Annotated in this window: 21 protein-coding genes; 8 read left to right on the top strand and 13 right to left on the bottom strand. The window is 61.7% G+C overall.

Translation table 11 applies throughout. The annotated features are described in order from the left end of the window. Positions 1 to 34: 34 nt before the first annotated feature. The 9 genes from pyrF to BN5935_RS08165 form a co-directional block, all read right to left on the bottom strand. Positions 35 to 739 (bottom strand): orotidine-5'-phosphate decarboxylase, encoded by a 705-nt coding sequence (gene pyrF / locus BN5935_RS08205; RefSeq protein WP_064975677.1) that lies wholly within the window; start codon positions 737 to 739, stop codon positions 35 to 37. A 129-nt stretch (positions 740 to 868) separates the two neighbouring features. Then, positions 869 to 1,777 carry a dihydroorotate dehydrogenase gene (locus BN5935_RS08200; RefSeq protein WP_064975676.1) on the bottom strand — a complete coding sequence of 303 codons (909 nt, stop codon included), beginning with the start codon at positions 1,775 to 1,777 and terminating at the stop codon, positions 869 to 871. Beyond that, positions 1,771 to 2,511, bottom strand: a complete 741-nt coding sequence (locus BN5935_RS08195; RefSeq protein WP_064975675.1) for a dihydroorotate dehydrogenase electron transfer subunit — start codon at positions 2,509 to 2,511, stop codon at positions 1,771 to 1,773. Before BN5935_RS08195 ends, BN5935_RS08200 begins: the two co-directional genes overlap by 7 nt. 233 nt (positions 2,512 to 2,744) lie before the next feature. Continuing rightward, complete coding sequence (gene carB, locus BN5935_RS08190) at positions 2,745 to 5,927, bottom strand: carbamoyl-phosphate synthase large subunit (RefSeq protein WP_082944065.1); 3,183 nt, start codon at positions 5,925 to 5,927, stop codon at positions 2,745 to 2,747. Then, entirely contained in the window at positions 5,920 to 7,011 is a 1,092-nt protein-coding gene (carA, locus tag BN5935_RS08185) for a glutamine-hydrolyzing carbamoyl-phosphate synthase small subunit (protein ID WP_064975673.1), read from the bottom strand. Before carA ends, carB begins: the two co-directional genes overlap by 8 nt. Positions 7,012 to 7,032: 21 nt before the next feature. Next, complete coding sequence (locus BN5935_RS08180) at positions 7,033 to 8,289, bottom strand: dihydroorotase (protein WP_064975672.1); 1,257 nt, start codon at positions 8,287 to 8,289, stop codon at positions 7,033 to 7,035. Positions 8,290 to 8,597: 308 nt separating this feature from the next. Continuing rightward, entirely contained in the window at positions 8,598 to 9,371 is a 774-nt protein-coding gene (locus tag BN5935_RS08175) for a DeoR/GlpR family DNA-binding transcription regulator (protein ID WP_064975671.1), read from the bottom strand. A 137-nt stretch (positions 9,372 to 9,508) separates the two neighbouring features. Then, positions 9,509 to 10,957 carry an MFS transporter gene (locus tag BN5935_RS08170; protein WP_064975670.1) on the bottom strand — a complete coding sequence of 483 codons (1,449 nt, stop codon included), beginning with the start codon at positions 10,955 to 10,957 and terminating at the stop codon, positions 9,509 to 9,511. Between the two features lie 108 nt (positions 10,958 to 11,065). Further along, complete coding sequence (locus tag BN5935_RS08165; protein WP_064975669.1) at positions 11,066 to 12,457, bottom strand: sn-glycerol-1-phosphate dehydrogenase; 1,392 nt, start codon at positions 12,455 to 12,457, stop codon at positions 11,066 to 11,068. 215 nt (positions 12,458 to 12,672) lie between these two features. Here BN5935_RS08165 and BN5935_RS08160 point away from each other — a divergent pair, with 215 nt between their 5' ends. From BN5935_RS08160 to BN5935_RS08145, 4 genes are all read left to right on the top strand, one after another. Then, positions 12,673 to 13,851, top strand: coding sequence for a purple acid phosphatase family protein (locus BN5935_RS08160; protein WP_064975668.1), 1,179 nt, complete (start codon positions 12,673 to 12,675; stop codon positions 13,849 to 13,851). Between the two features lie 9 nt (positions 13,852 to 13,860). Next, the gene (locus BN5935_RS08155; protein WP_064975667.1) at positions 13,861 to 14,724 is read left to right on the top strand and encodes an HAD-IIA family hydrolase; all 864 of its coding nucleotides are present in this window, start codon (positions 13,861 to 13,863) and stop codon (positions 14,722 to 14,724) included. A gap of 285 nt (positions 14,725 to 15,009) precedes the next feature. After that, positions 15,010 to 15,813 (top strand): zinc transporter ZupT, encoded by an 804-nt coding sequence (gene zupT / locus BN5935_RS08150; protein ID WP_064975666.1) that lies wholly within the window; start codon positions 15,010 to 15,012, stop codon positions 15,811 to 15,813. 4 nt (positions 15,814 to 15,817) lie between these two features. Beyond that, positions 15,818 to 16,771, top strand: coding sequence for a calcium/sodium antiporter (locus tag BN5935_RS08145; protein WP_064975665.1), 954 nt, complete (start codon positions 15,818 to 15,820; stop codon positions 16,769 to 16,771). Here the strand turns inward: BN5935_RS08145 and mutY are convergent. Next, a complete protein-coding gene (gene mutY, locus BN5935_RS08140) occupies positions 16,747 to 17,796 on the bottom strand; it encodes an A/G-specific adenine glycosylase (protein ID WP_064975664.1) in 1,050 nt (349 codons plus the stop codon). The genes BN5935_RS08145 and mutY overlap by 25 nt on opposite strands. A gap of 57 nt (positions 17,797 to 17,853) precedes the next feature. Here mutY and BN5935_RS08135 point away from each other — a divergent pair, with 57 nt between their 5' ends. Beyond that, entirely contained in the window at positions 17,854 to 18,159 is a 306-nt protein-coding gene (locus tag BN5935_RS08135; protein ID WP_064975663.1) for a GNAT family N-acetyltransferase, read from the top strand. A gap of 55 nt (positions 18,160 to 18,214) precedes the next feature. Here the strand turns inward: BN5935_RS08135 and BN5935_RS08130 are convergent, their stop codons facing one another. Next, positions 18,215 to 19,636 (bottom strand): sialate O-acetylesterase, encoded by a 1,422-nt coding sequence (locus BN5935_RS08130; RefSeq protein WP_064975662.1) that lies wholly within the window; start codon positions 19,634 to 19,636, stop codon positions 18,215 to 18,217. Positions 19,637 to 19,660: 24 nt separating this feature from the next. Continuing rightward, entirely contained in the window at positions 19,661 to 21,067 is a 1,407-nt protein-coding gene (locus tag BN5935_RS08125; protein WP_064975661.1) for a sialate O-acetylesterase, read from the bottom strand. Between the two features lie 270 nt (positions 21,068 to 21,337). Here BN5935_RS08125 and BN5935_RS08120 point away from each other — a divergent pair, with 270 nt between their 5' ends. From BN5935_RS08120 to BN5935_RS08110, 3 genes are read left to right on the top strand one after another with little or no spacing between them, the layout of a single operon-like run. Beyond that, complete coding sequence (locus BN5935_RS08120) at positions 21,338 to 21,571, top strand: 2TM domain-containing protein (protein ID WP_064975660.1); 234 nt, start codon at positions 21,338 to 21,340, stop codon at positions 21,569 to 21,571. Between the two features lie 12 nt (positions 21,572 to 21,583). Beyond that, positions 21,584 to 22,174, top strand: a complete 591-nt coding sequence (locus tag BN5935_RS08115; RefSeq protein ID WP_064975659.1) for a hypothetical protein — start codon at positions 21,584 to 21,586, stop codon at positions 22,172 to 22,174. Positions 22,175 to 22,178: 4 nt separating this feature from the next. Next, complete coding sequence (locus BN5935_RS08110) at positions 22,179 to 22,463, top strand: winged helix-turn-helix domain-containing protein (protein WP_010262959.1); 285 nt, start codon at positions 22,179 to 22,181, stop codon at positions 22,461 to 22,463. Between the two features lie 24 nt (positions 22,464 to 22,487). Here the strand turns inward: BN5935_RS08110 and BN5935_RS08105 are convergent, their stop codons facing one another. Beyond that, positions 22,488 to 23,405 carry a LysO family transporter gene (locus tag BN5935_RS08105; RefSeq protein ID WP_204244899.1) on the bottom strand — a complete coding sequence of 306 codons (918 nt, stop codon included), beginning with the start codon at positions 23,403 to 23,405 and terminating at the stop codon, positions 22,488 to 22,490.

Below are 23,405 nucleotides of genomic sequence, written 5' to 3'. Positions count from 1 at the left end.
CGACGCATAACGCCGTAAAAAGCGATTTTGCGAATTATCCGACGAATTCGGCCACGCACCTGCGGTAAGCCGCCACGGGGTCCTCCGCAGCCGTGATCGGGCGTCCCACGACGATGAAGTCGGAGCCGATCTCACGGGCGCGGGCAGGGGTCGTGACGCGCACCTGATCCGCTACATCCCCGTCTGCAAATCGCACGCCGGGCGTGATCGTGAGGAACTCTTTCCCGCACGCCTCGTGCACCATCCCGGCCTCCAGCGGCGAGCAGACCACGCCGTCCAGCCCGGCATCGCGGGTGTTCTGCGCGTATTTCACGATCGTGTCGTTGATCGAAGCGTCGATCAGCAGTTCGCCGCGCATGCGCTCCTCGCTGGTCGAGGTGAGCTGCGTCACGGCGATCAGCAGGGGCCGCGTACCGTCGGCGCGGGTGAGCCCTTCGAGGGCGGCCTTCATCATCTCGATCGTGCCGGCCGCATGGACGTTGCACATGTCCACGTCCAGCCGCGACAGCACGGCCATCGCCTTTTTCACGGTGTTGGGGATGTCGTGGAGCTTCAGATCGAGGAAAATCTTGTGCCCCCGGCGCTTGATCTCGCGCACGATCGAGGGTCCCTCGGCGTAGAAGAGTTCCATGCCGATCTTCAGAAAGGGTTTGCGGGCCTCGTCTTTGAAAAGATCAAGGAACCTGAAGGTGTCTTCTGCCGACTTGAAGTCGCAGGCTATGATTACGTCGTGTTGCATATTTTTCTTAATTCTGCATCGTATCAGCGTACGGCAGGTTCGGGGCTTCGTGAAGCCGGCAAAGCAGGAGCATACCTGACGTATGCGACTGCCGAAGCCGGCGAGGGAAGTGCCGAAGATGCCATGCGATCATACGATGCCGATTATATCCGATAATTTTTCAATCCCCAGCCGCTCCATCTCGCCGGGCAGGGCCTCGACGATCTCCTTCGAAGCGTAGGGGTTCACCAGATTGGCAGCCCCGACCTGCACGGCCGTGGCCCCGGCCATCATCATCTCGATCACGTCGCGGGCCGTCGTGACGCCGCCGCACCCCATCACGGGAATCCGGCACGCCTTGGCGACCTGATAGACCATCCTGAGGGCAACGGGAAAGACCGCGGCGCCCGAGAATCCGCCCATCGTGTTGGCGATGACCGGACGGCGGCGGGCGACGTCGATGCGCATGCCCAGCAGCGTATTTATCAGACAGATGCCGTCGGCCCCCGCCTCCTCGCAGGCCCGGGCGATCGAAACGATGTCCGTGACGTTGGGCGAGAGTTTGATGAACACGGGCTTCGTCGTCACCGCCTTCACGGCGCGCGTCACCTCGGCGGCGGCATCCGGGCAGGTGCCGAACGACATGCCGCCGTGCCGCACGTTGGGGCACGAGACGTTGACCTCGATGATGCCGACCTGCTCCTGCTTGTCGATCCGCTCGCAGCAGTAGGCGTACTCCTCGACCGAGAATCCCGAAATATTGGCGATGACGGGTTTCCGGAAAAAGGTTTTCAGCCGCGGCAGTTCCTCGCGGATCACGGCGTCGATGCCGGGATTCTGCAATCCCACGGCGTTTATCATCCCGGCTTCGCACTCGGCGATGCGGGGCGTGGGGTTACCGAAGCGCGGCTCCCGCGTGGTGCCCTTGAACGAGAACGACCCGAGGACGTTGATGTCGTAGAACTCCCGGAATTCGTTGCCGTAACCGAAAGTCCCGCTGGCCGGAACGACCGGATTGTCCAGCCTGAGGCCGCACAGTTCGACCGATGTGTCTACCATATGATCTCTCCTTTCTCCAATACCGGCCCCTCCTTGCAGATGCGTTTGTTGCCGTATTTGGTTTTGCACGAACAGCCCATGCAGGCGCCGAATCCGCACCCCATGCGCTCCTCGAACGACAGTTGTCCGTCGCGTTCCGTGGCGTTGTACAGCGCGTGGAGCATCGGCAGCGGACCGCAGGCGTAAAAATAATCGAAATCCATCTCCCGGTCGGCGATGGCCGTGGTGACGAACCCTTCGACACCCCGCGAACCGTCGGCCGTCGAAACGGTGACCTCGCACCCCAGTGCGCGGAACTCCTCCTCGTAGAAGACTTCCGAGGCGGTGTTGAAACCCAGCACCACCTGCACCGGTTTGCCCTCGGCAAGGAGTCGCTTCGCCAGATTGTAAAGCGGCGGAACGCCCACGCCGCCCCCGACCAGCAGGGGCCGCCGCGCATCGTTCCGGGTCGAGAAACCGTTGCCCAGACCCGTCAGCAGGTCGAGCTCCTCGCCCGCCTGCATCCGGCTCATCTGTTCGGTGCCTCCGCCCACGACCTTGTAGATCAGCGTGATCGAGCTGTCATCGAAATCGCAGACCGAGATGGGCCGGCGCAAATACCTGCCCTCCAGCGCGATATTGACGAACTGTCCGGGCGCCGTGATCCACTGCGTGTCGCCGGCGAGCGTCATCCGCCACACCGCATCGGTCAGCGGTTCGTTCGTGAGAACTTTATATATGCCTTTCTTATACATAAATTTTCTTTTCCGTACTTTTGAGGGCAAAAGTACCAAAACCCTCCGCATATCACAATCTGTGGATAACTTCGGCGTCTTGTCGGAGTTACAAGAGCACACTTCACCCGGAATTTTGATTTCAGGCGAGCAGATTTCGGCCTGACCGAAGATTGACGCGGATGGGCTGTACACGAGATACTGCCCATTCGCGGCAAGCAAGGAAGGACGAAATATGCCGCATAAAATCGAAATTACTTGGAATCTATGGTCGAAACGCGCAGTGTAATCTCCTCCAGCACGTCCAGCAGCACCTTCACCGTTTCCAACGCCGTGAAGACCGTCACGTTGTTCTCGACAGCCGTGCGGCGGATTTCGTAACCGTCCAGACGCGTGTTGTGCTGGTTGATGTCGATCGTGTTGATCACATAGCTGACATGTCCCTGACGCAGCGCGTCGATGATCTCGGAACTGCCCTCGTTGAGTTTGCGGCGCGTGCGGGTGCGGATGCCGTGTTCGCGCAGGAACTCCGCCGTCCCGGTCGTCGCCTCGATGTTGAAGCCCAGATCGTAGAACCGCTTTACGAGCGGAAGCGCCTGCTCCTTGTCGTGGTCGGCGATGGTGACGAAGATCGTTCCGTAGTTCGAAACGTGCATACCCGTGGCCTGCAGGGCCTTGTAAAGCGCCCGCGTGATCTTGTCGTCGTAGCCGATCGCCTCGCCCGTCGATTTCATCTCCGGCGAGAGGTAGGAATCCATGCCGCGGATCTTGGCAAACGAGAAGGCCGGGGCCTTGACGTACCAGCGCTCCTTCTCCTTGCCGCAGACCTCGGTGATGCCCTGCTCGCGCAACGATTTTCCGAGGATGACCTGCGTGGCGATGTGGGCCATCGGCACGCCCGTCGACTTGGAGAGGAACGGCACCGTGCGCGACGAGCGCGGATTGACCTCGATGACATAGACGTCGTCGTCGCCGGCCACGATGAACTGGATGTTGTACAGGCCGACGATGCCGATCCGCAGACCCAGTTTCACCGTGTAGTCGATGATCTTGTCCTTGGCCTTCTGGCTCACGCTGAAGGTCGGGTAGACGCTGATCGAGTCGCCCGAGTGGATACCCGTGTGCTCGACGTGCTCCATGATACCGGGGATGAAGACATCCTTGCCGTCGCAGATGGCGTCCACCTCCAGCTCCTTGCCCATGATGTAACGGTCGACCAGCACCGGCTGGTCCACGTCGATCTCCACGGCGGTCTGCAGGTAGTGACGCAGGCGTTCCTCATTGGAAACGATCTGCATGGCGCGGCCGCCCAGCACATAGCTCGGGCGAACCAGCACCGGATAGCCGATGCGGGCGGCGGCCTTCACGCCCGCCTCGATGTTCGTCACGGCCTCGGCCTCGGGCTGGGGGATCCCCAGCTCCTCCATGATCTTCTCGAAACAGCCGCGGTCCTCGGCGTTCTTGATCGCCTGAGTGTCGGTGCCGATGATGGGCACGCCCAGTTTCGAAAGGGGTTCGGCGAGGTTGATGGCCGTCTGTCCGCCGAGCGACACGACGATGGCCTTCGGTTTCTCGAGGTGCACGACGTTCATCACGTCCTCCACCGTGAGCGGCTCGAAATAGAGTTTGTCGCTGGTGGTATAGTCCGTCGAGACGGTCTCGGGGTTGTTGTTGATGATGATCGCCTCGTAACCCGCGGCGCGGATCGACCAGATGGCGTGTACAGTCGAATAGTCGAACTCGACGCCCTGTCCGATGCGGATCGGGCCCGAGCCGAGCACGATGATCTTCTCTTTCCGGCTGACGATCGATTCGTTCTCCTCCTCGTAGGTCGAGTAGAAATAGGGCACATAGGAGGAGAACTCGCTGGCGCAGGTGTCGATCATCTTGTAGACCGGGAAGATGCCATGCTTCTCGCGCAGGAGGTACATGTCGTGCTGCGAAAGTCCCCACAACTGGCCGATATACTTGTCGCTGAAGCCCATGCGCTTGGCAGCGCGGAGCGTCTCGATGTCCGTCGGATTGGCGCGGACGACCGACTCGAACTCGATGATGTTCTTGAACTTCTCGAGGAAGAACATGTCGATCTTCGTGTTGTTATAGATCAGCGCCAGATCGACGCCGTTGCGGATCAGTTGCGTGATGGCGTAGACGCGGTCGTCGGTACCCTCCTTGATGTAGTCCAGCAGGGCGTCGTTCGACCACGAATCGAACTTTTTGTGGTAGAGGTGGCAGACGCCCGTTTCGAGCGAACGCACGGCCTTGAGCAGCGACTCCTCCATCGTGCGGCCGATCGACATCACCTCGCCCGTGGCCTTCATCTGCGTGCCGAGCTTGTTCGAAGCGTCGGAGAACTTGTCGAAGGGGAAGCGGGCGACCTTCGTCACCACATAGTCCAGCGTCGGCTCGAACGAAGCCGGCGTGTTGGCGATGCGGATCTCGTCGAGCGTCAGACCCACGGCGATCTTCGCGCTGACGCGGGCGATGGGATAACCCGAAGCCTTCGACGCCAGCGCCGAGGAGCGCGACACGCGGGGGTTGACCTCGATCAGGTAGTATTTGAACGAGAGGGGGTCCAGTGCGAACTGCACGTTGCAGCCGCCCTCGATCTTCAGCGCGCGGATGAGCTTCAGCGCCGAATCGCGCAGCATCTGGAACTCCTTGTTGGTGAGCGTCTGGCTCGGGGCCACGACGATCGAGTCGCCGGTATGGACACCCACAGGGTCGATGTTCTCCATGCAGCAGATGCAGATGGCCGTGTCGTTATGGTCGCGCATCACCTCGAACTCGATCTCCTTGTAACCCTTGATGCTCTTTTCGATGAGCACCTGATGCACGGGCGATGCGGCGAGCGCATTGCGCATCATCTCGCGCAGCTCGGCCTCGTCGTCGGCGAAACCGCCGCCCGTGCCGCCCAGCGTGAAGGCCGGACGCAGCACCACCGGATAACCGATCCGGTGAGCCACCTCGGCCGCCTCTTCGATCGACATGGCGATCTGCGACTCGATCACCGGCTCGCCCAGCGATTCGCACAACTCTTTGAACAGTTCGCGGTCCTCGGCGCGCTCGATCGACTCGAACGAGGTGCCCAGAATCTCGACCTGACACTCTTGGAGAATGCCCTTCTTGGCCAACTGCACTGCAAGGTTCAGACCCGTCTGTCCGCCCAGTCCCGGAACGATGGCGTCGGGACGCTCGTAGCGGATGATCTTGGCCACATACTCCAGCGTCAGGGGCTCCATGTAGACCTTGTCGGCGATATGCGTGTCGGTCATGATCGTGGCGGGGTTCGAGTTGGCGAGGATCACCTCGTATCCCTCCTCCTTGAGCGCGAGGCACGCCTGCGTACCCGCATAGTCGAACTCTGCGGCCTGTCCGATGACGATCGGACCCGACCCGATGACCATTACCTTCTTGATATCCTTTCTCTTAGGCATTTTTGTGATCCTCCATTATTTTAGTGAACTTCTTGAACAAATAGGCGCTGTCCTGCGGTCCCGAAGCGCTCTCGGGGTGGTACTGCATCGAGAAAACCCCGTCGGCGGCGCACTCCACGCCCTCGGCCGTGCCGTCGAGCAGGTTGACGTGCGTCAGCACAAGCCCCGTACCCTCCAGCGAATCGACGTCGACGGCGTAGCTGTGGTTCTGGCTCGTGATTTCGAGCTTGCCCGTCACGAGGTTCTTCACCGGGTGGTTGGCGCCGCGGTGGCCGAACTTCATCTTGAAGGTCTTGGCGCCGTAGGCCAGCGAAATCAACTGATGGCCCATGCAGATGCCGAAGATCGGCAGCTTGCCCCGGAGCTGTTTCACCAGCTCGATCACCGGGGTCACGTCCTCCGGGTTGCCGGGGCCGTTCGAAAGCACGATGCCGTCGGGACGGAACGCCATGATCTCCTCCGCGGTGGAGTTGTAGGGCATGACCGTCACGTTGCAGCCCACGCGGTTCAGCAGACGGATGATGTTGTATTTGATGCCGCAGTCGACGGCCACCACGTCGTATTTGTGGTTCGGGACGCGCGACATCCAGCGCTTCTTGCAGCTTACGCGCGAAACCATGTCGTGCGGAGTGACATACTCGGACAGCTTGCGCATAGCCTCTTCGTGGGGCGTCGCGGCGTCGGTGATAAGCACCTTCTGCGTACCCTCGTCGCGGATGATGCGCGTCAGGGCCCGGGTGTCCACACCCCAGATGGCCGGAATGTCATGCTCCTCGAAAACCTCGTTCAGCGTCTTCGTGTAACGGAAGTTCGACGGCGAGTCGTTGTACTCGCGGACGATCATGCCGCCGATGGTCGGCGTTTTGGTCTCGTAATCCTCGTCGGCCATGCCGTAGTTGCCGATCAGCGGATAGGTCATCACCACCATCTGGTCGGTGTACGACGGGTCGGACATGATCTCCTGATACCCCACCATCGAGGTGTTGAAGACGATCTCGTTGATGGCCTCGCGGTCGGCTCCGAAACCGTATCCGTAGAACTCACGGCCGTTCTCCAAGACAATTTTTTTCGTAAATGCTTTCATCCTTATCTGTTTGATTCGTAGTTATCCGTTATAAACCTCCTTGCCGCCCACCACCGTCAGCACGGCGCGGCCCTGCACCTCCCATCCGGCGAAAGGCGTGGCGCGGCCCTTCGAAAGGAACGTCCCGGGATCGACGGCGTATTTCGCCCCGAGGTCCAGCACCGTGAAATCGGCCCGGTCGCCCACCTCCACGCCCCCTTCGAGCGCGAAAAGACGCCGGGGATTGTCCGACATCAGCGCGAGGAGCCGTTCGAGGGTAATCGTTCCCGGCAGCACCAAGTATTTATAGAGCAGCGGGAACGCGGTTTCCAGCCCCACGATACCCATGGCGCTCCCGGCCAGCCCGCGCGATTTCTCCTCGGCGGTGTGGGGCGCGTGGTCCGTGGCCACGACCTCGATCGTGCCGTCCACGATGCCCGCGACAAGCGCTTCGCGGTCGGCGCGGCTCCGCAGCGGCGGGTTCATCTTGAAGCGCCCTTCCTCCTGCAAATCCTCGTCGCACAGCAGCAGGTAGTGCGGCGCCGTTTCACAGCTCACCCGCAGTCCCTTCGCCTTGGCGCGGCGCACCAGCTCGACACTCTCTTTCGTGGAGACGTGGCAGACATGGTACTGGCAGCCGGTCTTCTCCGCGAGCGCGATGTCGCGCTCCACCTGCCGCCACTCGCTCTCCGAACAGATGCCTTTGTGTCCATGCTCGCGGCAGTAGACCCCGTCGTGGATATAACCGCCCCGCAGCAGATCGTCGACCTCGCAGTGGGCCACGATAGGTTTGCCGACGGCCGCCGCACGACGCATCGCCTCCTCCATCAGCTCGTCCGACTGCACGCCGCGGCCGTCGTCGGAAAATCCGACCACCTCCGGAGCCAAAGCCGCAAAGTCGACCAGCTCGCCGCAGCCGCGCTGTCCCAGCGTGATCGTGCCATAGGGTTTCACGCGCACCACGGCGTCGCGGCGGATGATCGCCAACTGTTCGCCGAGCGTCGCCGGCGTATCGGGCGCAGGGCAGAGGTTGGGCATCGAACAGACTGTGGTGTAGCCTCCCCGGGCCGCCGCCGCGGTACCCGTGGCGATGGTCTCCTTCTGCGGGAAACCCGGCTCGCGCAGGTGCACATGCACGTCGACCAGTCCCGGCACGAGGCAGAGCCCCCCGAGGTCCACGACCCGGTCGCCCGGCCGAGGTTCCCCGGCCGCGACCACACGGCCGCCCTCGACGGCGAGACGGCCCGTTTCGAGCCGGCCCCCGCGGTAGATCATCGCGTTGGTATAATACGTTTTCATCTTGTACGAACACAAAAAAATAGGGCAACCGAAACAGTTACCCTAATAAAACAATAATACCTAAATCCGTCGGAGACTGGAAACCCGACCAGTAATCCTGCTGCCAGAATACTTGCGCCGATGCTATGTTGGGTTTACAATTCATAGGATTCAGGTGTCGCTATAATTGTCTGCAAAGATAGGGCATTTTCGCCGCCCCTGCAAAACTTTTCCGAAAAAATTTTTCAACAATCCGTCCACAACCTTGCGGCCGCTCCCGACAGGAAACGGACCGAAAGACGAAGCGGCCTCAGCATGAGGCCGCTCCCCTACTTCACGATAATCAGATCGACGCCCGCCTCCTCGATGATCGAGATCATCTGCTCGGGAATGCGCTCGTCGGTGACGATCACGTCGATGTCCTCCAGCGCACAGATGCGGCCGAAGCCCCGCTGCCCGAACTTCGACGAGTCGGCCAGCACGACCACCTGCGACGCCGCACGCATCATCCGCCGCGTGAGCTTCGCCTCGTCGATCGTCGAGGTCGTGATGCCGTGTTCGAGGTCGATGCCGTCCACCCCGAAGAAGACCTTCGAGCAGATGCAGTCATCCAGTTCGCGTGCGGCCTCCTCGCCCAGCACCGAAAGCGACTTCTTGTGCACCGTGCCGCCCAACTGCACGACGGCGACATTCTCCGACTCGTTGAGCAGCACGCCCAGCCGCAGGAACGGCGTGACGATGTTCAGGTGGTGCCATGCGCGCATCTTGATCTCCTCGGCAAAGGCGTAGACCGTGGAACCCGAAGCCACGATAATCGAATCGGCATCGCCGAGCATCTCCACCGCCCGCTGCGCAATGCGCCGCTTGGCGTCGCGGTTGATGTTGTCTTTCACATGCACATCGAGGTCCGTGACATGGGGATTGGCCGGACGGGCGCTGCCGTGCACCTTATATAATAAACCCTTGCTCTCGAGTATCTTGATATCCTTGCGGATCGTCACCTTCGTAACGCCCAGCTCATTGGCCACGTCCGTGATCCGGACGAACCCGTATTTGGTCAGGTTGTCGAGGATGTATTTGTGCCGTTCGGCAATGCTCAGCATATCGGTCGGATATTTAAAGTGTTATCAAAGCAAAGATAAGAAAAGTTTTCATATATCGCAAAAAAAGAGTCCGCACCCCTCACGGGCCGGACCCTTCCGGACCGCAGTCCGTATCATCTAAAACAGAACGTTTTCCGTCATTCGGCCTCAGCCTCGTAGCCGTCGGCCTTGGCGCCCCACATCAGCAGGAAGACCAGCATGCCCACGACGGCCATGCCGAGGATGCCCACATAGGCCCAACTCCAGCCGTAGTGCTGGGCGACGTAACCCAGTCCCACGCCCGAAACGAGCGTCGAAGCATAGCCGAACAGCCCCGTGAGGCCGTTGGCCGTGGCGGCAGCCTTCTTCGTAGCCTGATTCGCCGCAGCGATGCCGATGAGCGCCTGCGGGCCGTAGATGCAGAAACCTGCGGCACACAGCGTGGCGAACAGCAGCCAGATCGGGGCGTCAGAGGGAAGCTGCCAGAAGAGGAAGACGAACAGCGCGGCACCCGCCATGCAGAAGACGCAGGTGCGGTGCGCACGGCCTTTGAGCCATTTGTCGGTCGCCCATCCGGAGAAGAGCATGCCGAGGATTCCGGCGATCTCGAACATCGCAACGAGCCATCCGGCGTGCGACATCGAGACGCCCTTCGACTGACTCAGCAGCGAAGGTCCCCAGTCCAGCACCGAGAAGCGGACGATGTAGACGAAGAAATTGGCAAAACCCAGAATCCAGATCAGCGGATTCTTAAAGACGTATTTCATCAGGAACGCCTTGTGCTCGGCGCCCTTCTTCTCGGCTTTCACCTTGGCGGTCTCGGTGCCTTCCAGCTCGGGAAGCCCCACCGAGGTCGGCGTGTCGCGCAGGAAGACGACCAGTCCGATAGCTCCGGCAAAGGCGATGGCCGAAGGAATCCAGAAGCACCATTTCCACGCGCCGACGTGTGCGGCGGCCACCATCACCCGCTCCATGCCCGCGGCATCGTCGGGTGCGACGCCCAGATTGGCGGCAATGGTCGCCACGGCATCGGGATCGGCCGTCATGTTGGTACCCAGCGTGCCCATGACATAGCCGCAGAGGATCACCACCAAGCCCGCGCCGATCGAGTGCGAGGTATTCCACACCGACATCTTGGTCGCCAGCTCCGTGGGCGGAATCCAGTGGGTCAAAAGACGCGCGCAGGGCGGGAATCCCGTCCCCTGCAACAGGCCGTTGATGACCCACATGATACCCATGAAGAGGATCAGCGTGTTGGTGAACTGGCTGCCGTCGTGCTGGCCCGTGATCCAGTAGGAGATGTCCTCGCCGAAGCCGAACGCGAAGTTGGCCAAAGCGCACAGCGCCAGACCGACGGCCATGTACCAGCGGGCGTTCATCCGATCGGCCAGAATGCCGTTGGCGAAGCGCGAGAAGCCGTAGATCAGACCGTTCAGGGTGAGGAAGATGCCGAGGCTCGTCTTCGAAATGCCGAGGTCGGCTTCGAGGCCGGGCATGGCCAGCGAGAAGTTCTTGCGCACGAAGTAAAAGAGTGCATAACCGACCATCGTGGCGATGATCGTACGCATCTGCCAATACTTGAAGCGCTTGGATTGTTCAGATGTCATTTCGAAATGAAAGTTAGCAGTTTCAGATTCCAAATATACAACTTTCGGAGCGATATTATGCACGTTTTCCGTGAAAATTCCGCTTCATCTCCAAAAATCGTATCTCCGCTACATTCCCGAAGCGGCCGGAATGACCTGCCCGACGCCGGTCTGCCCGAGGCTTTCGACCTGCCAGACGCCGCCCTTGCCGAACAACCGGTCGAGCCACTCCTCCATCCAGCCGCAACGGAAAGCCACGTCGATGACCGTATAGCGGCTGCGCATGTAGGGAATCTTCTCGAACGAGGCGCGGAAACGGGCGCGCGAAACGCCGATCTGCTCCGGTTCGCAGGGGGCTCCGACCAGCTCCAGCCGGCGGTGAACCTCGCCGAAGGGGATGATCTGGCTGCGAATACGGCCGCGCAGCTCGGGCCACGCCTGCTTCAGCCGCGTAAGCTGCTCGCGCAGCCCCTCCTGATCGACATACTTATCGCGGGTCTCTTTCAGGCCGCGGGCCACGAACTCGGGATCATTGTCGAAGACGGCGCGGATGTCCCGCTCGGTCTCCTCCCACGATTTCCACGCGGCGACGCATTTTTCGACATCCAGCGTCTCCACGGGAGCGTCGAGCAGCATTTCGAGGAACGCCGTCGAAGCGAGCGTGCCGATGCCGACCTTGAAGCCGTGCGACACCGAAGCGCCGTTGAAGCGCAGGTGCTCCATGTCCCACAGGTGGCTGAACTGGTGTTCAGCGCCCGAAGCCGGGCGGCTCGACAGCGTGGCCTGCATGGCAAAGCCGCTCAGCAGCAGCCCTTCGGCCAGTTGTTCGACCTTCGCCACATTACCGGCATGCACCCCGGCAGGGTCGCAGAGCGCCTCTTTCAGCCCCTCCTGCACCAGCCCGAAGGCGAAATCGTCCATCTTGTCGGCTCCCACGGCGTCGGCCAGCATCCAGTCGGCGCCGGCGGGAATCTTGGCGATCAGGTCGGCATAGCCCGAAGCGGACATTTTGGCGGGAGCCGCGGCGGAGATAGACGGATCGAGCACCATGCCCAGCGGTGCGGGACAGTCGAAGGTCTGCTTGTTGCCGTCCTTGGTGATCGAGGCTCCGTAGGCGGTATAGCCGTCCATCGAGGCAGCCGTGCCGACCACCATGTAACGGCGGCCGTTGTGGTGGGAACAAAGTTTGGTCAGGTCGTTGATAACGCCCGAACCCACGGCGACGGGCACGGCATCGGTCGCGGCCAGCACGCCGTCCAACTCTTCGACGAACGTCCATTCGGCATAGAGTTTCGGATCGGTGAAGATGTGCGGCTCGTCCTGCGCAATGCCCGCTTCGGCAAGGATGCGGTGCACCTCCTTGCCGGCCACCCGCCATGTATTGGAATCCGCAACCACAAGGGCGCGGCCGGCGGGGAACAGGCGTTTGAACATCTCCGCGGTCTGCGGGAGGGTATCGACACCGATCACCAGCGCTTTGGTGTCGGTCGTGCGCTGAAGGGCGCTCTCTACTTTATTCATAATAGCAATTGTGTAAACGGAACTTCGCCGGAAATACCGGAGTGCTCTTAAAGCAAAGGCAAATATACGAATTATTTTCCTTTTAACAACAAAACGCAAGAAAAAATATTTCTTTTCTGTATCTATTATGTTTCCCTTTCGGGTTTTTCGGGTCGATAATTGGAAAAAAGAAAATAAAAACATAACTTTGGGCACCGAACGAAACTGCTTTCGCTATGAAACAAATGACCTTGCTGCTAACCGCCCTCCTGACGACGGCCGCGGTGCTCGCACAGCCCCGCATACGCATCGAGCACGGCCCCTACCTGCAAAACGTGACGGAGGAGGGCTTCACCGTCGTCTGGAACTCGACGGCGGATGCCGCCGGATGGGTGGAGCTGGCCCCGGACGACGGTTCGCACTTCTACGCCGCCGAACGCCCCAAATTCCACGATTCGCACCTCGGGCGCCAGCGCATCGGGCGCATGCACAGCGTCCGCATCAGCGGCCTGCAGCCCGGCACGACCTACCGTTACCGCATCATGCAGCGGGGCGTCGTCCTCAACGAAGGCAACAAGCGCGTCATTCTCGACGAGGGTTTCGGCAACGACATCCTCAAACACAAACCCTACACCGTAACGACCCTCGACCCTGCGCAGGAGCGGGTCGATTTCTGGGTCGTCAACGACATCCATTCGCAGGATTCGGTCTTCCGCCGACTGATCCGCACCGCCCCCGAGGAGAAGCCCGACTTTCTCTGCCTGAACGGCGATCTGGCCACCCAGATCGAGACCGAACAGACGCTCTGGGACGCCTGCCTTGCGTCGGCCTCGGAGATACTCACGCCCGCGGGCATTCCGCTGGTCCCCGTGCGCGGCAACCACGAGAACCGCGGCGTCTGCTCGGGATGCTGGTCCGACTTCTTCCCCACGCCGACCGGGGAGACCTATTATACATTCCGCCGGGGCCCGGCCTTCTTCCTCGTGCTCGACGGCTGCGAGGACAAGCCCGACAGCGACATCCGCTACTACGGGCTGGGCGACTGGGACGCCTACCGCCAGCGCGAGGCCGCATGGCTGAAAAAGGTCGTCGAAAGCGAGGAGTTCCGCACGGCACCCGTGCGCATCGTCCTGATCCACATGATTCCCGGAGGCAAGGCAAGCTGGTACGGCGAGCAGCAGATCCGCCGGCTGTTCGTCCCGGAGCTGGTCGGAAAAGGCATCGACGTGATGCTCTGCGGCCACTACCACCGCTACCAGTGGATCGACGACGGCAGCCGCGGGGTCGATTTCCCGATCCTCGTCAACTCGAACGTCGACCGCCTCGCGGTATCGGCCGACGCATCGGGCATCGACCTGAAGGTCTTCGACACCGCCGGAAAACTCGTCAAACAACACCGCATCGACAAAAAATAAAACAATACGATGGAAAACTTTCACGAATACCGCTCCGTCTGGGAGCACGGCGAACTGATGGAGCGTCTGCGCCGCATCCGCCATGTGGCGCTCGACATGGACGGCACGATCTACATGGGCATGTCGCTCTTTCCCTACACGCAGGCTTTCCTGCGCGGACTCCGCGAACAGGGCATCGGCTACTCGTTCCTGACGAACAACCCCTCGAAGTGCATCGACGACTACCTCCACAAGCTCGCGACGCTGGGCATCGAGGCCACGCGCGACGAGATGTACACCACGGCGCTGGCCACGATCGACTACATCAAGGCCCACTACCCCGCGGCCCGGAGGCTCTTTCTGCTGGGAACGCCCTCGATGATCTCGGAGTTCGAGGCCGCGGGCTTCGAATCCTGCACCGACTCGGCGGACGACGTGCCCGACGTCGTCGTGGCGGCGTTCGACATGACGCTCAGCTACGACCGCCTGTGCCGCGCGGCTTGGTGGGTGAAGCAGGGCGTGCCCTACATCGCCACCAATCCCGACCGGGTATGCCCCACCGACCTGCCGACGGTGCTGGTCGACTGCGGTTCGATCTGCGCCTGCATCGAGCACGCCACCGGGCGCCGTCCGGACATCACGCTCGGCAAGCCCGACCCCAACATGCTCTCGGGCATCCTCGCACGGCACGGATTGCAGCCGTCGGAGATCGCCATGGTCGGCGACCGCATCTACACCGACGTGCAGATGGCCCACAACGCCGGGGCGATGGGCGTGCTGGTCCTCTCGGGCGAAACGACGCTCGACGTGGCGGACAAGGCCGACCCGCAGCCCCACATCACGGCCGACAGCATCGAGATTCTGGGCCGGCTGCTCCACGAAGCAAATAAATAGATACGGCAGGAAATTCACGGCGTTCCGCCGTGTTTACAAATCTGACCCACCCCCAAGCCCCTGCCTCGGCGGGGGCTTCGATCAAACAGAAACGTCCGATAGGTTACGACAATAGCCCTATCAGAAAATACCGAATCCTTGCGGGCTCGGTATTTCGTTTTATGCACTATCTTTGCGGAGGATGAACCTCCGCTTAGACAGGCTGCGCCTCGGCATAGTCGAATAAATTCGCCTCTGCTCTCGGCTTGCACTGTCTTTGCCGAAGACAAACATAAAACGATTCGTATGGAAGAACCCAATATCCTGATCCCCCTGCTGCTGACGCTCGGCGCGGGTCTTGCGACGGGCATCGGCAGCGCCATCGCCTTTTTCGCCAAACGCACCAACAAACGGCTGCTGTCGTTTTCGCTGGGTCTGTCGGGCGGCGTGATGATCTATGTCTCGTTCGTCGAGCTGTTCCAGCAGGCCAACATCTCCCTCACGGCGGAATGGGGTCCCCGCCTCGGCACGATCGTCACGGTGGCGAGTTTCTTCGCGGGCATCCTGCTCATCGGCATCATCGACCGGCTGGTGCCCTCGTTCGAAAATCCCCACGAGGCCCACAGCGTCGAGGAGATGGACCACCAGCCCCGCAACCCCAAACTGATGCGCATGGGCGTGATGACGGCGCTGGCCATCGGCATCCACAACTTCCCCGAGGGTATTGCCACCTTCACCTCGGCCGTGGACAACATGGCCCTCGGCGTGGCGATCGCCGTGGCCATCGCCATCCACAACATTCCCGAGGGAATCGCCGTGTCGATCCCGATCTACTACGCCACGGGCGACCGCAAGAAGGCTTTCCGGCTGTCGCTGCTGTCGGGGCTCGCCGAGCCGGTGGGCGCCGTGCTGGCCTATCTGGTGCTGATGCCCTTCATGTCGCCGACGCTGATGGGCTGCATCCTCGCGGGCGTGGCGGGCATCATGGTCTTCATATCGATCGACGAACTGCTTCCCGCGGCCCGCGAATACGGCGAAGCGCACATCTCCATCTACGGTGTGGTGGCCGGCATGGCCCTGATGGCCGTAAGTCTTATCATGCTGTCTTAAAGCCATGGATATCCTGCTATTGATCGTCGGACTGGGGCTGATCCTCGCCGGGGCCAATTTCCTTACGGACGGCTCCGCGGCGCTGGCCCAGCGCTTCCGGGTGCCGGAATTCATCATCGGACTGACGGTGGTGGCCGTCGGCACCTCGACGCCCGAACTGGTCGTATCGGTGCTCTCGGCCATCGGAGGCCAAAGCGACGTGGCGATCGGCAACGTCGTGGGGTCGAACATTTTCAACGTCTTCGTCATTCTGGGCGTCTGCGCCCTGATACGCCCCGTACCGCTGACGGCGGGGAACATCCGCCGCGACATCCCGTTCGGGGTGCTGGCGTCGTTGCTCCTGCTGGCCATGGCCATGGATTCGCTGCTCTGCAAAGGGGCTGCGGACCGTATCGGGCGCATCGACGGCGTGGTGATGATCGGGCTTTACGTCGCATTGATGTGGTATACGATCCGGAAGACGAAGCGCCCCGAAGCGACCGCCCCGGCGGAAGGGGCCAAGGCGCCGATGGCCGGATGGCTCATGGCCGTGATGATCGTCGGGGGACTTGCCGGACTGGTCTTCGGCGGCGAGATGTTCCTCCGCAGCGCCACGGCCATCGCCCGCAGCCTCGGGATCAGCGAATCGGTGATCGCCATCACGCTCGTGGCGGGCGGCACGTCGCTGCCCGAACTGGCCTCGTCGCTCGTGTCGCTGTTCAAGGGCAAGGCCGACATGGCGCTGGGCAACGTCATCGGATCGAATATCGCCAACATCCTGCTGATTCTGGGTGTGAGCGCCACGATAAACCCGCTCTCGATGGGCGGCATCACGGTCTGGGACCTGCTGATGGTCCTGCTGAGTTCGGTCGTGGTGTTCCTCGCGGCTTTCACGTTCAGGCGCAAGGCCATCGACCGTTGGGAAGGGACAATCTTCGTGGCGATATACGTCGCCTATATCTGGTATTTGATCAGGTAACGGTCGATCAGCCGCGGCACGGCATAGTCGCCCAGCGCAGCGGTCGGAACGGCCATCGCAGCGGCGGCAGACGTCAGAGAAGGGGTTTCGATGCGGTGGACGACCGCATGGAGCGTCTGGTGGGAAAGCTGGTGCTTCGGCAGCGGGATACTGCGCACGAGGTGCCACGGAGCGTCGCCCAGCAGTTCGGCGAACTGTGGCAGGCGCACGAGTTCCGGCAGTTCGACGGGGCCGTCGGTCTCGATGAGCGGAAATTCGTAAAGTCCCTGCCAGATGTCGCGCCCCTCGCGGCGGCGAAGCAGGGTATGGTCGCCCGACGAAAGGTGCAGGTAGTTGAACCAGCGGTCGCGGACCTTGGTTTTTCCCTGTTTCACGGGACGCGTGGCGATGGTTCCGGCGGCGAGGGCGAGGCACCGTCCGGACAACGGACACGTCTCGCAGCGGGGCGACGAAGGGGTGCATTGGAGAGCCCCGAAGTCCATGATCGCCTGATTGTAGCGTCCCGGACGCGCGGTGTCGAGCTGCGACTGCGCCAACTCGGCGAAAGCCCGCTTTCCGGCCGTGGAGTCGATCGGCGCATCGAGGTCGAAGAGCCGCGCGAGCACCCGGTAGACATTGCCGTCGACCACGGCGCACGGGGCGTCGTAAGCCGCCGAGCAGATGGCCGCGGCGGTATAGTCGCCCACGCCGCGCAGCGAGCGGACCTCGTCCAACGCGACGGGAAACCGTCCGCCGAAGCGTTCGACGACCTGCCGGGCGGCGGCATGGAGATTGCGGGCGCGGCTGTAGTAGCCGAGCCCCTGCCAGAGTTTCAGCACCTCGTCTTCGGGAGCGGCGGCGAGCGATGCGGCGTCGGGAAAACGCTCCGTGAAACGGAAGTAGTACTCCATCCCCTGCGCCACACGGGTCTGCTGGAGGATCACCTCCGAGAGCCAGATGCGGTAGGGGTCGCGCGTACGGCGCCACGGCAAATCGCGCCCTTCGCGGGCGTACCAGTCGAGGAGTATGTCGGCGACGGAGCTCATAAGCGGAGACAAAAGTACGATAAATCACAATAAGTTCAATCCAAAATACCAATCGTTATGGAAAAGAAACACACAGTGGTCGACAACACGGCCGAGAAACGCTACGAACTCGATCTCGGGGACGGCGACATGGCGCTGATCGAGTATGTGCTGGGCAAAGGGCTCATCGTCCTGACCCACACCGAAGTTCCGCCCAAATACGAGGGACAGGGCATCGGCAAGGAGCTGGTGCAGGCCGCGCTGGAGGACATCCGCCGCAAAGAGCTGCTGGTCGTCCCGCAGTGCCCGTTCGTCGGAGCCTATATCCGGCGTCATCCCGAGTGGATGGATCTGGTGTTGACCGCCGAATCGGCGAAACGCTGACAAACGGACGGAGGGACCTGCGCAGGTCCCTCCGTCCGTTTCATGCCGCCGGGGCTCAGGGCCGGGGCTGGAAGTCGTCCGTGCGGAAAGGAATGACGGGCAGTCCCCAACTGTTGGCGAGGTTGCCGATCTGGAAGTTGCGGAAGCAGTAGCGCACGGCGGCAGGCTCCGAAACCTCCTTCGACGAAACGACCAACCGCATCTGCGCATCGACCGTCACATCGGCCGGATGGAACACCCCGTTGGAGCCGCAGAGCTCGAAACCCTCGATGCCCACCAGTCGGTTGAAGCCGTATTCGGCGTTGTCCAGCGAGACGACGGCCTTGCCGTCGGCAAACTCTACGGAGCGAAAACGAGGGCTGTCGCAATGCACGGCCTTCTTTCCATAGGTGCGGTTCAGAGCCATGCAAGCCAGCCGGTAGCCGATGTCGTGCTTGTTAGCCGGGTGGATGTTGCACCACTCGTAAGGCTCGACCAAATCGTTCGTCGAGACCATGCCGCTGTTCGGGATCACCTCCTGCGCCCGGCACTGCGCCTCGCGCAGGAAGGCCGCGAGGTCGCTGCCCCAGTAGTTGAACGGAGCGATCTCGACGAAGTAGAACGGCAGTTCGCCCTGCCCCCACAGTCCGCGCCACAGCTTCACCATGTTGGCCAGCCGTTCGGCATAGACCGTATGGGCCCCAACGTTGGATTCTCCCTGATACCAGAGATATCCGCGGACGGTATAGCCCGCCACGGGACGCAGCATGCCGTTGTACATCACCAGCGGCCGCAGCCACTCGTCGGTCGCCGCAATGCCCTTTTCCGTGATGTCTATGTCGGGATAGGTCTCCAGAATTTCCCGCGAGGTCCAGCTCTCGACGCGGCTGCCGCCCCATGTGCAGTCGATGACCCCCACGGGAACGCCGAGCACGTCGCCCAGCATCTCGGCAAAGAAATAACCGACGGCCGTGCAGAGCGGAGCCGTTTCAGTCGAAAATTCGTTCCAGCGGCCGCCGACACGCTCTTCGGGGGTATAGGAGGCCGTTTTCGGAACTTTCACATAGCGGATTCTGCCGCGCCGGGCGTCGGCCCGGGCGATGACCTCGTTGGAGCGGGCCACAGGGCAGTTGTGGAATCCCTGCACGCCCATCTCCATGTTGCTCTGACCGCCGGCGAACCACACTTCGCCGATCAGGATGTTGTTCAGCTCGACCCGGCCGTCCCCGGCGATCGCGATGCGCTGCGGCTCGTAACCGCCCGCAGGGGTCTTCAGCATCACCTCCCAGCGGCCGTCGCCGCCGCTACGGACGGTCGCTTTGGCGCCCCACGAAGCCTCGACCTTCACCGCCGTATGCGGATCGGCCCAGCCCCAGAGTTTAGCTTCGGTGTTTTGTTGCAACACCATATTGTCGCCGATGATCTCCGGAAGGGTGACCTTCGCGGCGGCGGTCCATGCCGCGGCAAGGGCGGCGGCAAGCAGCAGTATTCGTTTCATAGGTTTCGGATTGATGGTTTCGGGTTAAAAATCGTCGGTGCGGAACGGCACGAGGGGAAGCTCGCGGGTGTTGACCACGTTGCCCGGCTGGAAGTCGCGGAAGCCGTAGCGCACGGCCACCGGCTCGGGGATATCGGGCAGAAAGACGATCAGCCGCTCATTGCCCTCAAAATGCACCTGCGCGGGACGGAACATCCGGTCGGCGCCGCAGACCTCAAAACCCCTCAGGTCGAACGCCCGGCCGAAGCCGCCGAAAGTGTTGTCGAACGAAAGGTAGGCTTTGCCGTCCCTGACCTCCATCGAGCGGAACTGCATGTTCTCGCACGCCACGTCCTTTCGGCCGTAAGTGCGGTTCAGAGCCCAGAATGCCAGCCGCTTGCCCACGCTGCGTTTGTCGCGGGGATGGATGTTGCCCTCCTCGCAGGGAAGGACCAGATCGTTGGTCGAGACCATGCCGCTGCCGGGAATCAGCGCCTGCGCCCGGCACTGCGCCTCGCGCAGATAGGGCGCCAGCCCGTTGCCGTAACCGAAAGGAGCGATCTCGACGAAATAGAAAGGCAGTTCGCCCAGCCCCCACTGCGCACGCCATCCGGCTACCATGTCGGCCATCCGCGCGGCATATTCCGTATGGTGGCCGATGTTCGACTCGCCCTGATACCAGAGGAGGCCGCGGACGGTATAGCGGGTCAGGGGATAGACCATGGCGTTGTACATGGCCATCGGGCGCATGTAGTCGGGCAGGTCGGCGACGGCCTTTTCATCCAGATCGATGTCGGGATAGGTTTCCAGCGCCGCGCGCGGGGTCCAGCACTCGATGCGGCTGCCGCCCCACGAACTGTCGATCACGCCGACCGGAACGTCCAGCGCCCGCGAGAGCATCTCGGCGAAGAAATAGGCCGTGGCACTGCACCGTGCGGCGGTGGCCGTCGTGAACTCGTTCCAGACGCCCGGAACGCGTTCCTGCGGCGTATAGCCCTGCGAATAGGCCACTTTCAGGAAGCGGATGCGGTTGCGCTGCGCATCGGCGCAGGCGATGACCTCGTTGCCGCCCTCGATCAGTCCGTTCCAGTAGCCGCCGAGGGGCATATCCATATTGCTCTGGCCGCTGCAGAACCACACCTCGCCGATCAGGACGTTGTCCAGCACCTGCCTGTCGCCGCTTGCAACGATGATCCGCTGCGGGTCGTAACTGCCGGCGGGAGTTTTCAGCGTCACCTCCCAACGCCCCCCGCCGTCGCTCTTTGCAGACGCTTTCGCGCCCCACGAAGCCTCGACCTTCACCGCCGCATGCGGGTCGGCCCAACCCCAGAGTTTCACGTCGGTATTCTGTTGCAGCACCATGTTGCTGCCGATGGCGTCGGGAAGGGTGACCTTCGCCGCAACACTCCACGCCGCGGCAAGGCCGAGGAGGAGCAATAGCATTTTTTTCATAGCAGGTTTTCGTTCAGGTTTTTGCAAATTTAGCATTTTTTCGCCGGAATTAGAGCGTACTTAATCGATAAAATAAACTATCAGCAGCCAACTCGATCAAAAATTGCAATCGCCGGTCAAAATACGGCATCCTGCCGGAATCCCGCTGCTTTATAAATAGGTATCCGATTTTTTGAAAAATTTCCGGCTTGAAATTTGGTTTATTATATAAACTACTTTATATTTGCAATAGATTTATGAACGGGGCTCCGGCCCGCAAAACCGAAAACGATGGAAATCACCTCCCCCAACACCGACAAACGCCGCCTTTTCGCGCGCCGGTTCAGCCGCCGCATCACGAATTACGTCGCGGTCTGCGGCTTCTTAGCCTTCGTCAACTGGTACACCTCGCCCCACTACTGGTGGGTGGTCTGGGTCATTGCCGGATGGGGACTGAGCATCCTGCTCTCACTCGTCCATTATCTGTTCGATTGGGACGACGAGAACGATTACCGCAACCATTAAAAACTCATACCCATGGAAGACCGTAAAATGGAGGCCGCCGAGAGTCTGGAACTCATCGGCCGCATGATCGAAAATACCCGCAGCCGCATCGCCCGCAACTCGGGACGTCCGCTGCTGGCGTGGGGCTATGCCACCGTCCTGACGACACTCGTCGTCTGGGGTGCCGTCGCCTATTTTCAGGACCCGCGCTGGAACTACCTGTGGCTGCTGCTGCCCGTGCTGGGATGGCTGCTGATGGGGCTCACACGCGGAAAACGCACCGAAGGCGAGGCCCGCACGTTCGTCGACCGCGTGATCGGAAGCGTCTGGTTCGTCATGGGGTCCACAGCCCTCTTCGTCAGCCTGCTGACGCTCTTCACGCCCATGCGTCTGCCGATACTCTTCATCATCCTGCTCATCATGGGCATGGGGACCGCCGTCACGGGACTCATCATCCGCTTCACGCCCACCATCGTCGGAGGCATCGCGGCCATCATCCTCGCCCCGTGCACGCTGCTTGCCGGCAACATGTGGCAGCCGTTGCTCTTCATTGCAGGATTCGTAGTGATGATGATCGTCCCGGGCCATATCCTCAACCATACGTCGAACCACCCGCAACGATAACGCGATGTTCAAGGAACTGAATCCCCTGCTGCACTCCGAGCTGAGGCTGGCCGTCGTCTCGATCCTGATCGGGGTCGAGAGCGCCGACTTCGTCTTTATCCGGCAGCAGACCGGAGCCACGGCAGGAAACCTCTCGGTGCAGTTGGACAAATTGGCAAAGGCCGGCTACATCGAGGTCGAAAAGACCTTTCGGGGAAAGATGCCCTGCACGGTGTGCCGCATCACCGCGGCCGGGCGCGACGCCTTCGCCGAATACGTCGAAGCCCTGCAATCCTACATAAAAAAATGAGCGTCCCGCGGGACGCTCATTTTTTCAGACACTACAGAAGAACGTCACCAGAAACGGGACGCTGAAATCGAGCACGCAGCCGTGGAAGACCGACACCACGGCATAGGGGCGCCCCGCCGCCTGCGTGATGATCGGGAGCGTCGTGTCGAACGTCGTCGCACCGCCGATCGACACGGCGGCCAGCGGCCCGCACCAGCGGGCCACGAGCGGCGCGGCCAGCAGGGTGAACAACTCGCGCATGACGTTGCACAACAGGGCGATCGTCGCCAACTCGGGCCCCCGAAAATCGGCGATGAAGATGCTCGACAGCGAATAGTAGCCGAACCCCGCACCCACGGCCAGCGAATCGGTCAGCGACCACTGAGCGAGCAGCGGAGCCGCGAGAGCGGCCCCTGCCAGCGTTCCGACGGCCGTGGCGACGGGCAGCAGCGCCAGCCGCGGATCGAGCCGCCGGACCCGTCCGGCCAGCGTGCGGTCATTGCCCAGCGTCACGCCGACGCAGAACATCAGCGCATAGAGCACATAGGTGCTGACCCGCGACCCGGCCATATCGAGCGGCGCGAAAAGTCCCACGATACATCCTACGACGAAAAAGGCGACGATCACAAGACTGCCGCAAAGGGCCGTCCATGTAGAGACCGGAGCGTCAACATCGGCCTCCCCGTCATCCCCGGGCACGGCGCATCCGCGGATACGCCGCCACAACAGCCACGCCGCCAAAATACTCCCCGCGACGGAGAGGGCGAAGATCGCCAGCGCCGCCCCGCCGAGCGTCGCCAGCGAGCCCACGACCGCAGGGTCGCCGCCCACCTCGACGCCCAGCAGAAACAACAGGGCCCAGATGATGACGGTGATAAGACGTTGTACAAAGGCGAGGCGCCGGCTGATAAGCAGACGCCCCGTCACAATGCCTCCGATGATGACGGCAAAAATTACGAGCAT

This window comes from Alistipes provencensis (assembly GCF_900083545.1).
Taxonomy (GTDB): Bacteria; Bacteroidota; Bacteroidia; order Bacteroidales; family Rikenellaceae; genus Alistipes; species Alistipes provencensis.
This window is presented reverse-complemented; position numbering and strand designations above follow the sequence as displayed.

What these genes read in the sequence shown, in the direction of transcription:
- BN5935_RS08160 (WP_064975668.1), top strand. Translation starts at nt 12,673, where the DNA reads ATGAAACAAATGACCTTGCTGCTAACCGCCCTCCTGACGACGGCCGCG.
- carA (WP_064975673.1), bottom strand. Translation starts at nt 7,011, where the DNA reads ATGAAAGCATTTACGAAAAAAATTGTCTTGGAGAACGGCCGTGAGTTC.
- BN5935_RS08110 (WP_010262959.1), top strand. Translation starts at nt 22,179, where the DNA reads ATGTTCAAGGAACTGAATCCCCTGCTGCACTCCGAGCTGAGGCTGGCC.
- BN5935_RS08180 (WP_064975672.1), bottom strand. Translation starts at nt 8,289, where the DNA reads ATGAAAACGTATTATACCAACGCGATGATCTACCGCGGGGGCCGGCTC.
- BN5935_RS08115 (WP_064975659.1), top strand. Translation starts at nt 21,584, where the DNA reads ATGGAAGACCGTAAAATGGAGGCCGCCGAGAGTCTGGAACTCATCGGC.
- BN5935_RS08175 (WP_064975671.1), bottom strand. Translation starts at nt 9,371, where the DNA reads ATGCTGAGCATTGCCGAACGGCACAAATACATCCTCGACAACCTGACC.
- BN5935_RS08130 (WP_064975662.1), bottom strand. Translation starts at nt 19,636, where the DNA reads ATGAAACGAATACTGCTGCTTGCCGCCGCCCTTGCCGCGGCATGGACC.
- BN5935_RS08145 (WP_064975665.1), top strand. Translation starts at nt 15,818, where the DNA reads ATGGATATCCTGCTATTGATCGTCGGACTGGGGCTGATCCTCGCCGGG.
- BN5935_RS08195 (WP_064975675.1), bottom strand. Translation starts at nt 2,511, where the DNA reads ATGTATAAGAAAGGCATATATAAAGTTCTCACGAACGAACCGCTGACC.
- mutY (WP_064975664.1), bottom strand. Translation starts at nt 17,796, where the DNA reads ATGAGCTCCGTCGCCGACATACTCCTCGACTGGTACGCCCGCGAAGGG.
- BN5935_RS08155 (WP_064975667.1), top strand. Translation starts at nt 13,861, where the DNA reads ATGGAAAACTTTCACGAATACCGCTCCGTCTGGGAGCACGGCGAACTG.
- BN5935_RS08170 (WP_064975670.1), bottom strand. Translation starts at nt 10,957, where the DNA reads ATGACATCTGAACAATCCAAGCGCTTCAAGTATTGGCAGATGCGTACG.
- BN5935_RS08105 (WP_204244899.1), bottom strand. Translation starts at nt 23,405, where the DNA reads ATGCTCGTAATTTTTGCCGTCATCATCGGAGGCATTGTGACGGGGCGT.
- pyrF (WP_064975677.1), bottom strand. Translation starts at nt 739, where the DNA reads ATGCAACACGACGTAATCATAGCCTGCGACTTCAAGTCGGCAGAAGAC.
- zupT (WP_064975666.1), top strand. Translation starts at nt 15,010, where the DNA reads ATGGAAGAACCCAATATCCTGATCCCCCTGCTGCTGACGCTCGGCGCG.
- BN5935_RS08125 (WP_064975661.1), bottom strand. Translation starts at nt 21,067, where the DNA reads ATGAAAAAAATGCTATTGCTCCTCCTCGGCCTTGCCGCGGCGTGGAGT.
- BN5935_RS08200 (WP_064975676.1), bottom strand. Translation starts at nt 1,777, where the DNA reads ATGGTAGACACATCGGTCGAACTGTGCGGCCTCAGGCTGGACAATCCG.
- BN5935_RS08120 (WP_064975660.1), top strand. Translation starts at nt 21,338, where the DNA reads ATGGAAATCACCTCCCCCAACACCGACAAACGCCGCCTTTTCGCGCGC.
- BN5935_RS08135 (WP_064975663.1), top strand. Translation starts at nt 17,854, where the DNA reads ATGGAAAAGAAACACACAGTGGTCGACAACACGGCCGAGAAACGCTAC.
- BN5935_RS08165 (WP_064975669.1), bottom strand. Translation starts at nt 12,457, where the DNA reads ATGAATAAAGTAGAGAGCGCCCTTCAGCGCACGACCGACACCAAAGCG.
- carB (WP_082944065.1), bottom strand. Translation starts at nt 5,927, where the DNA reads ATGCCTAAGAGAAAGGATATCAAGAAGGTAATGGTCATCGGGTCGGGT.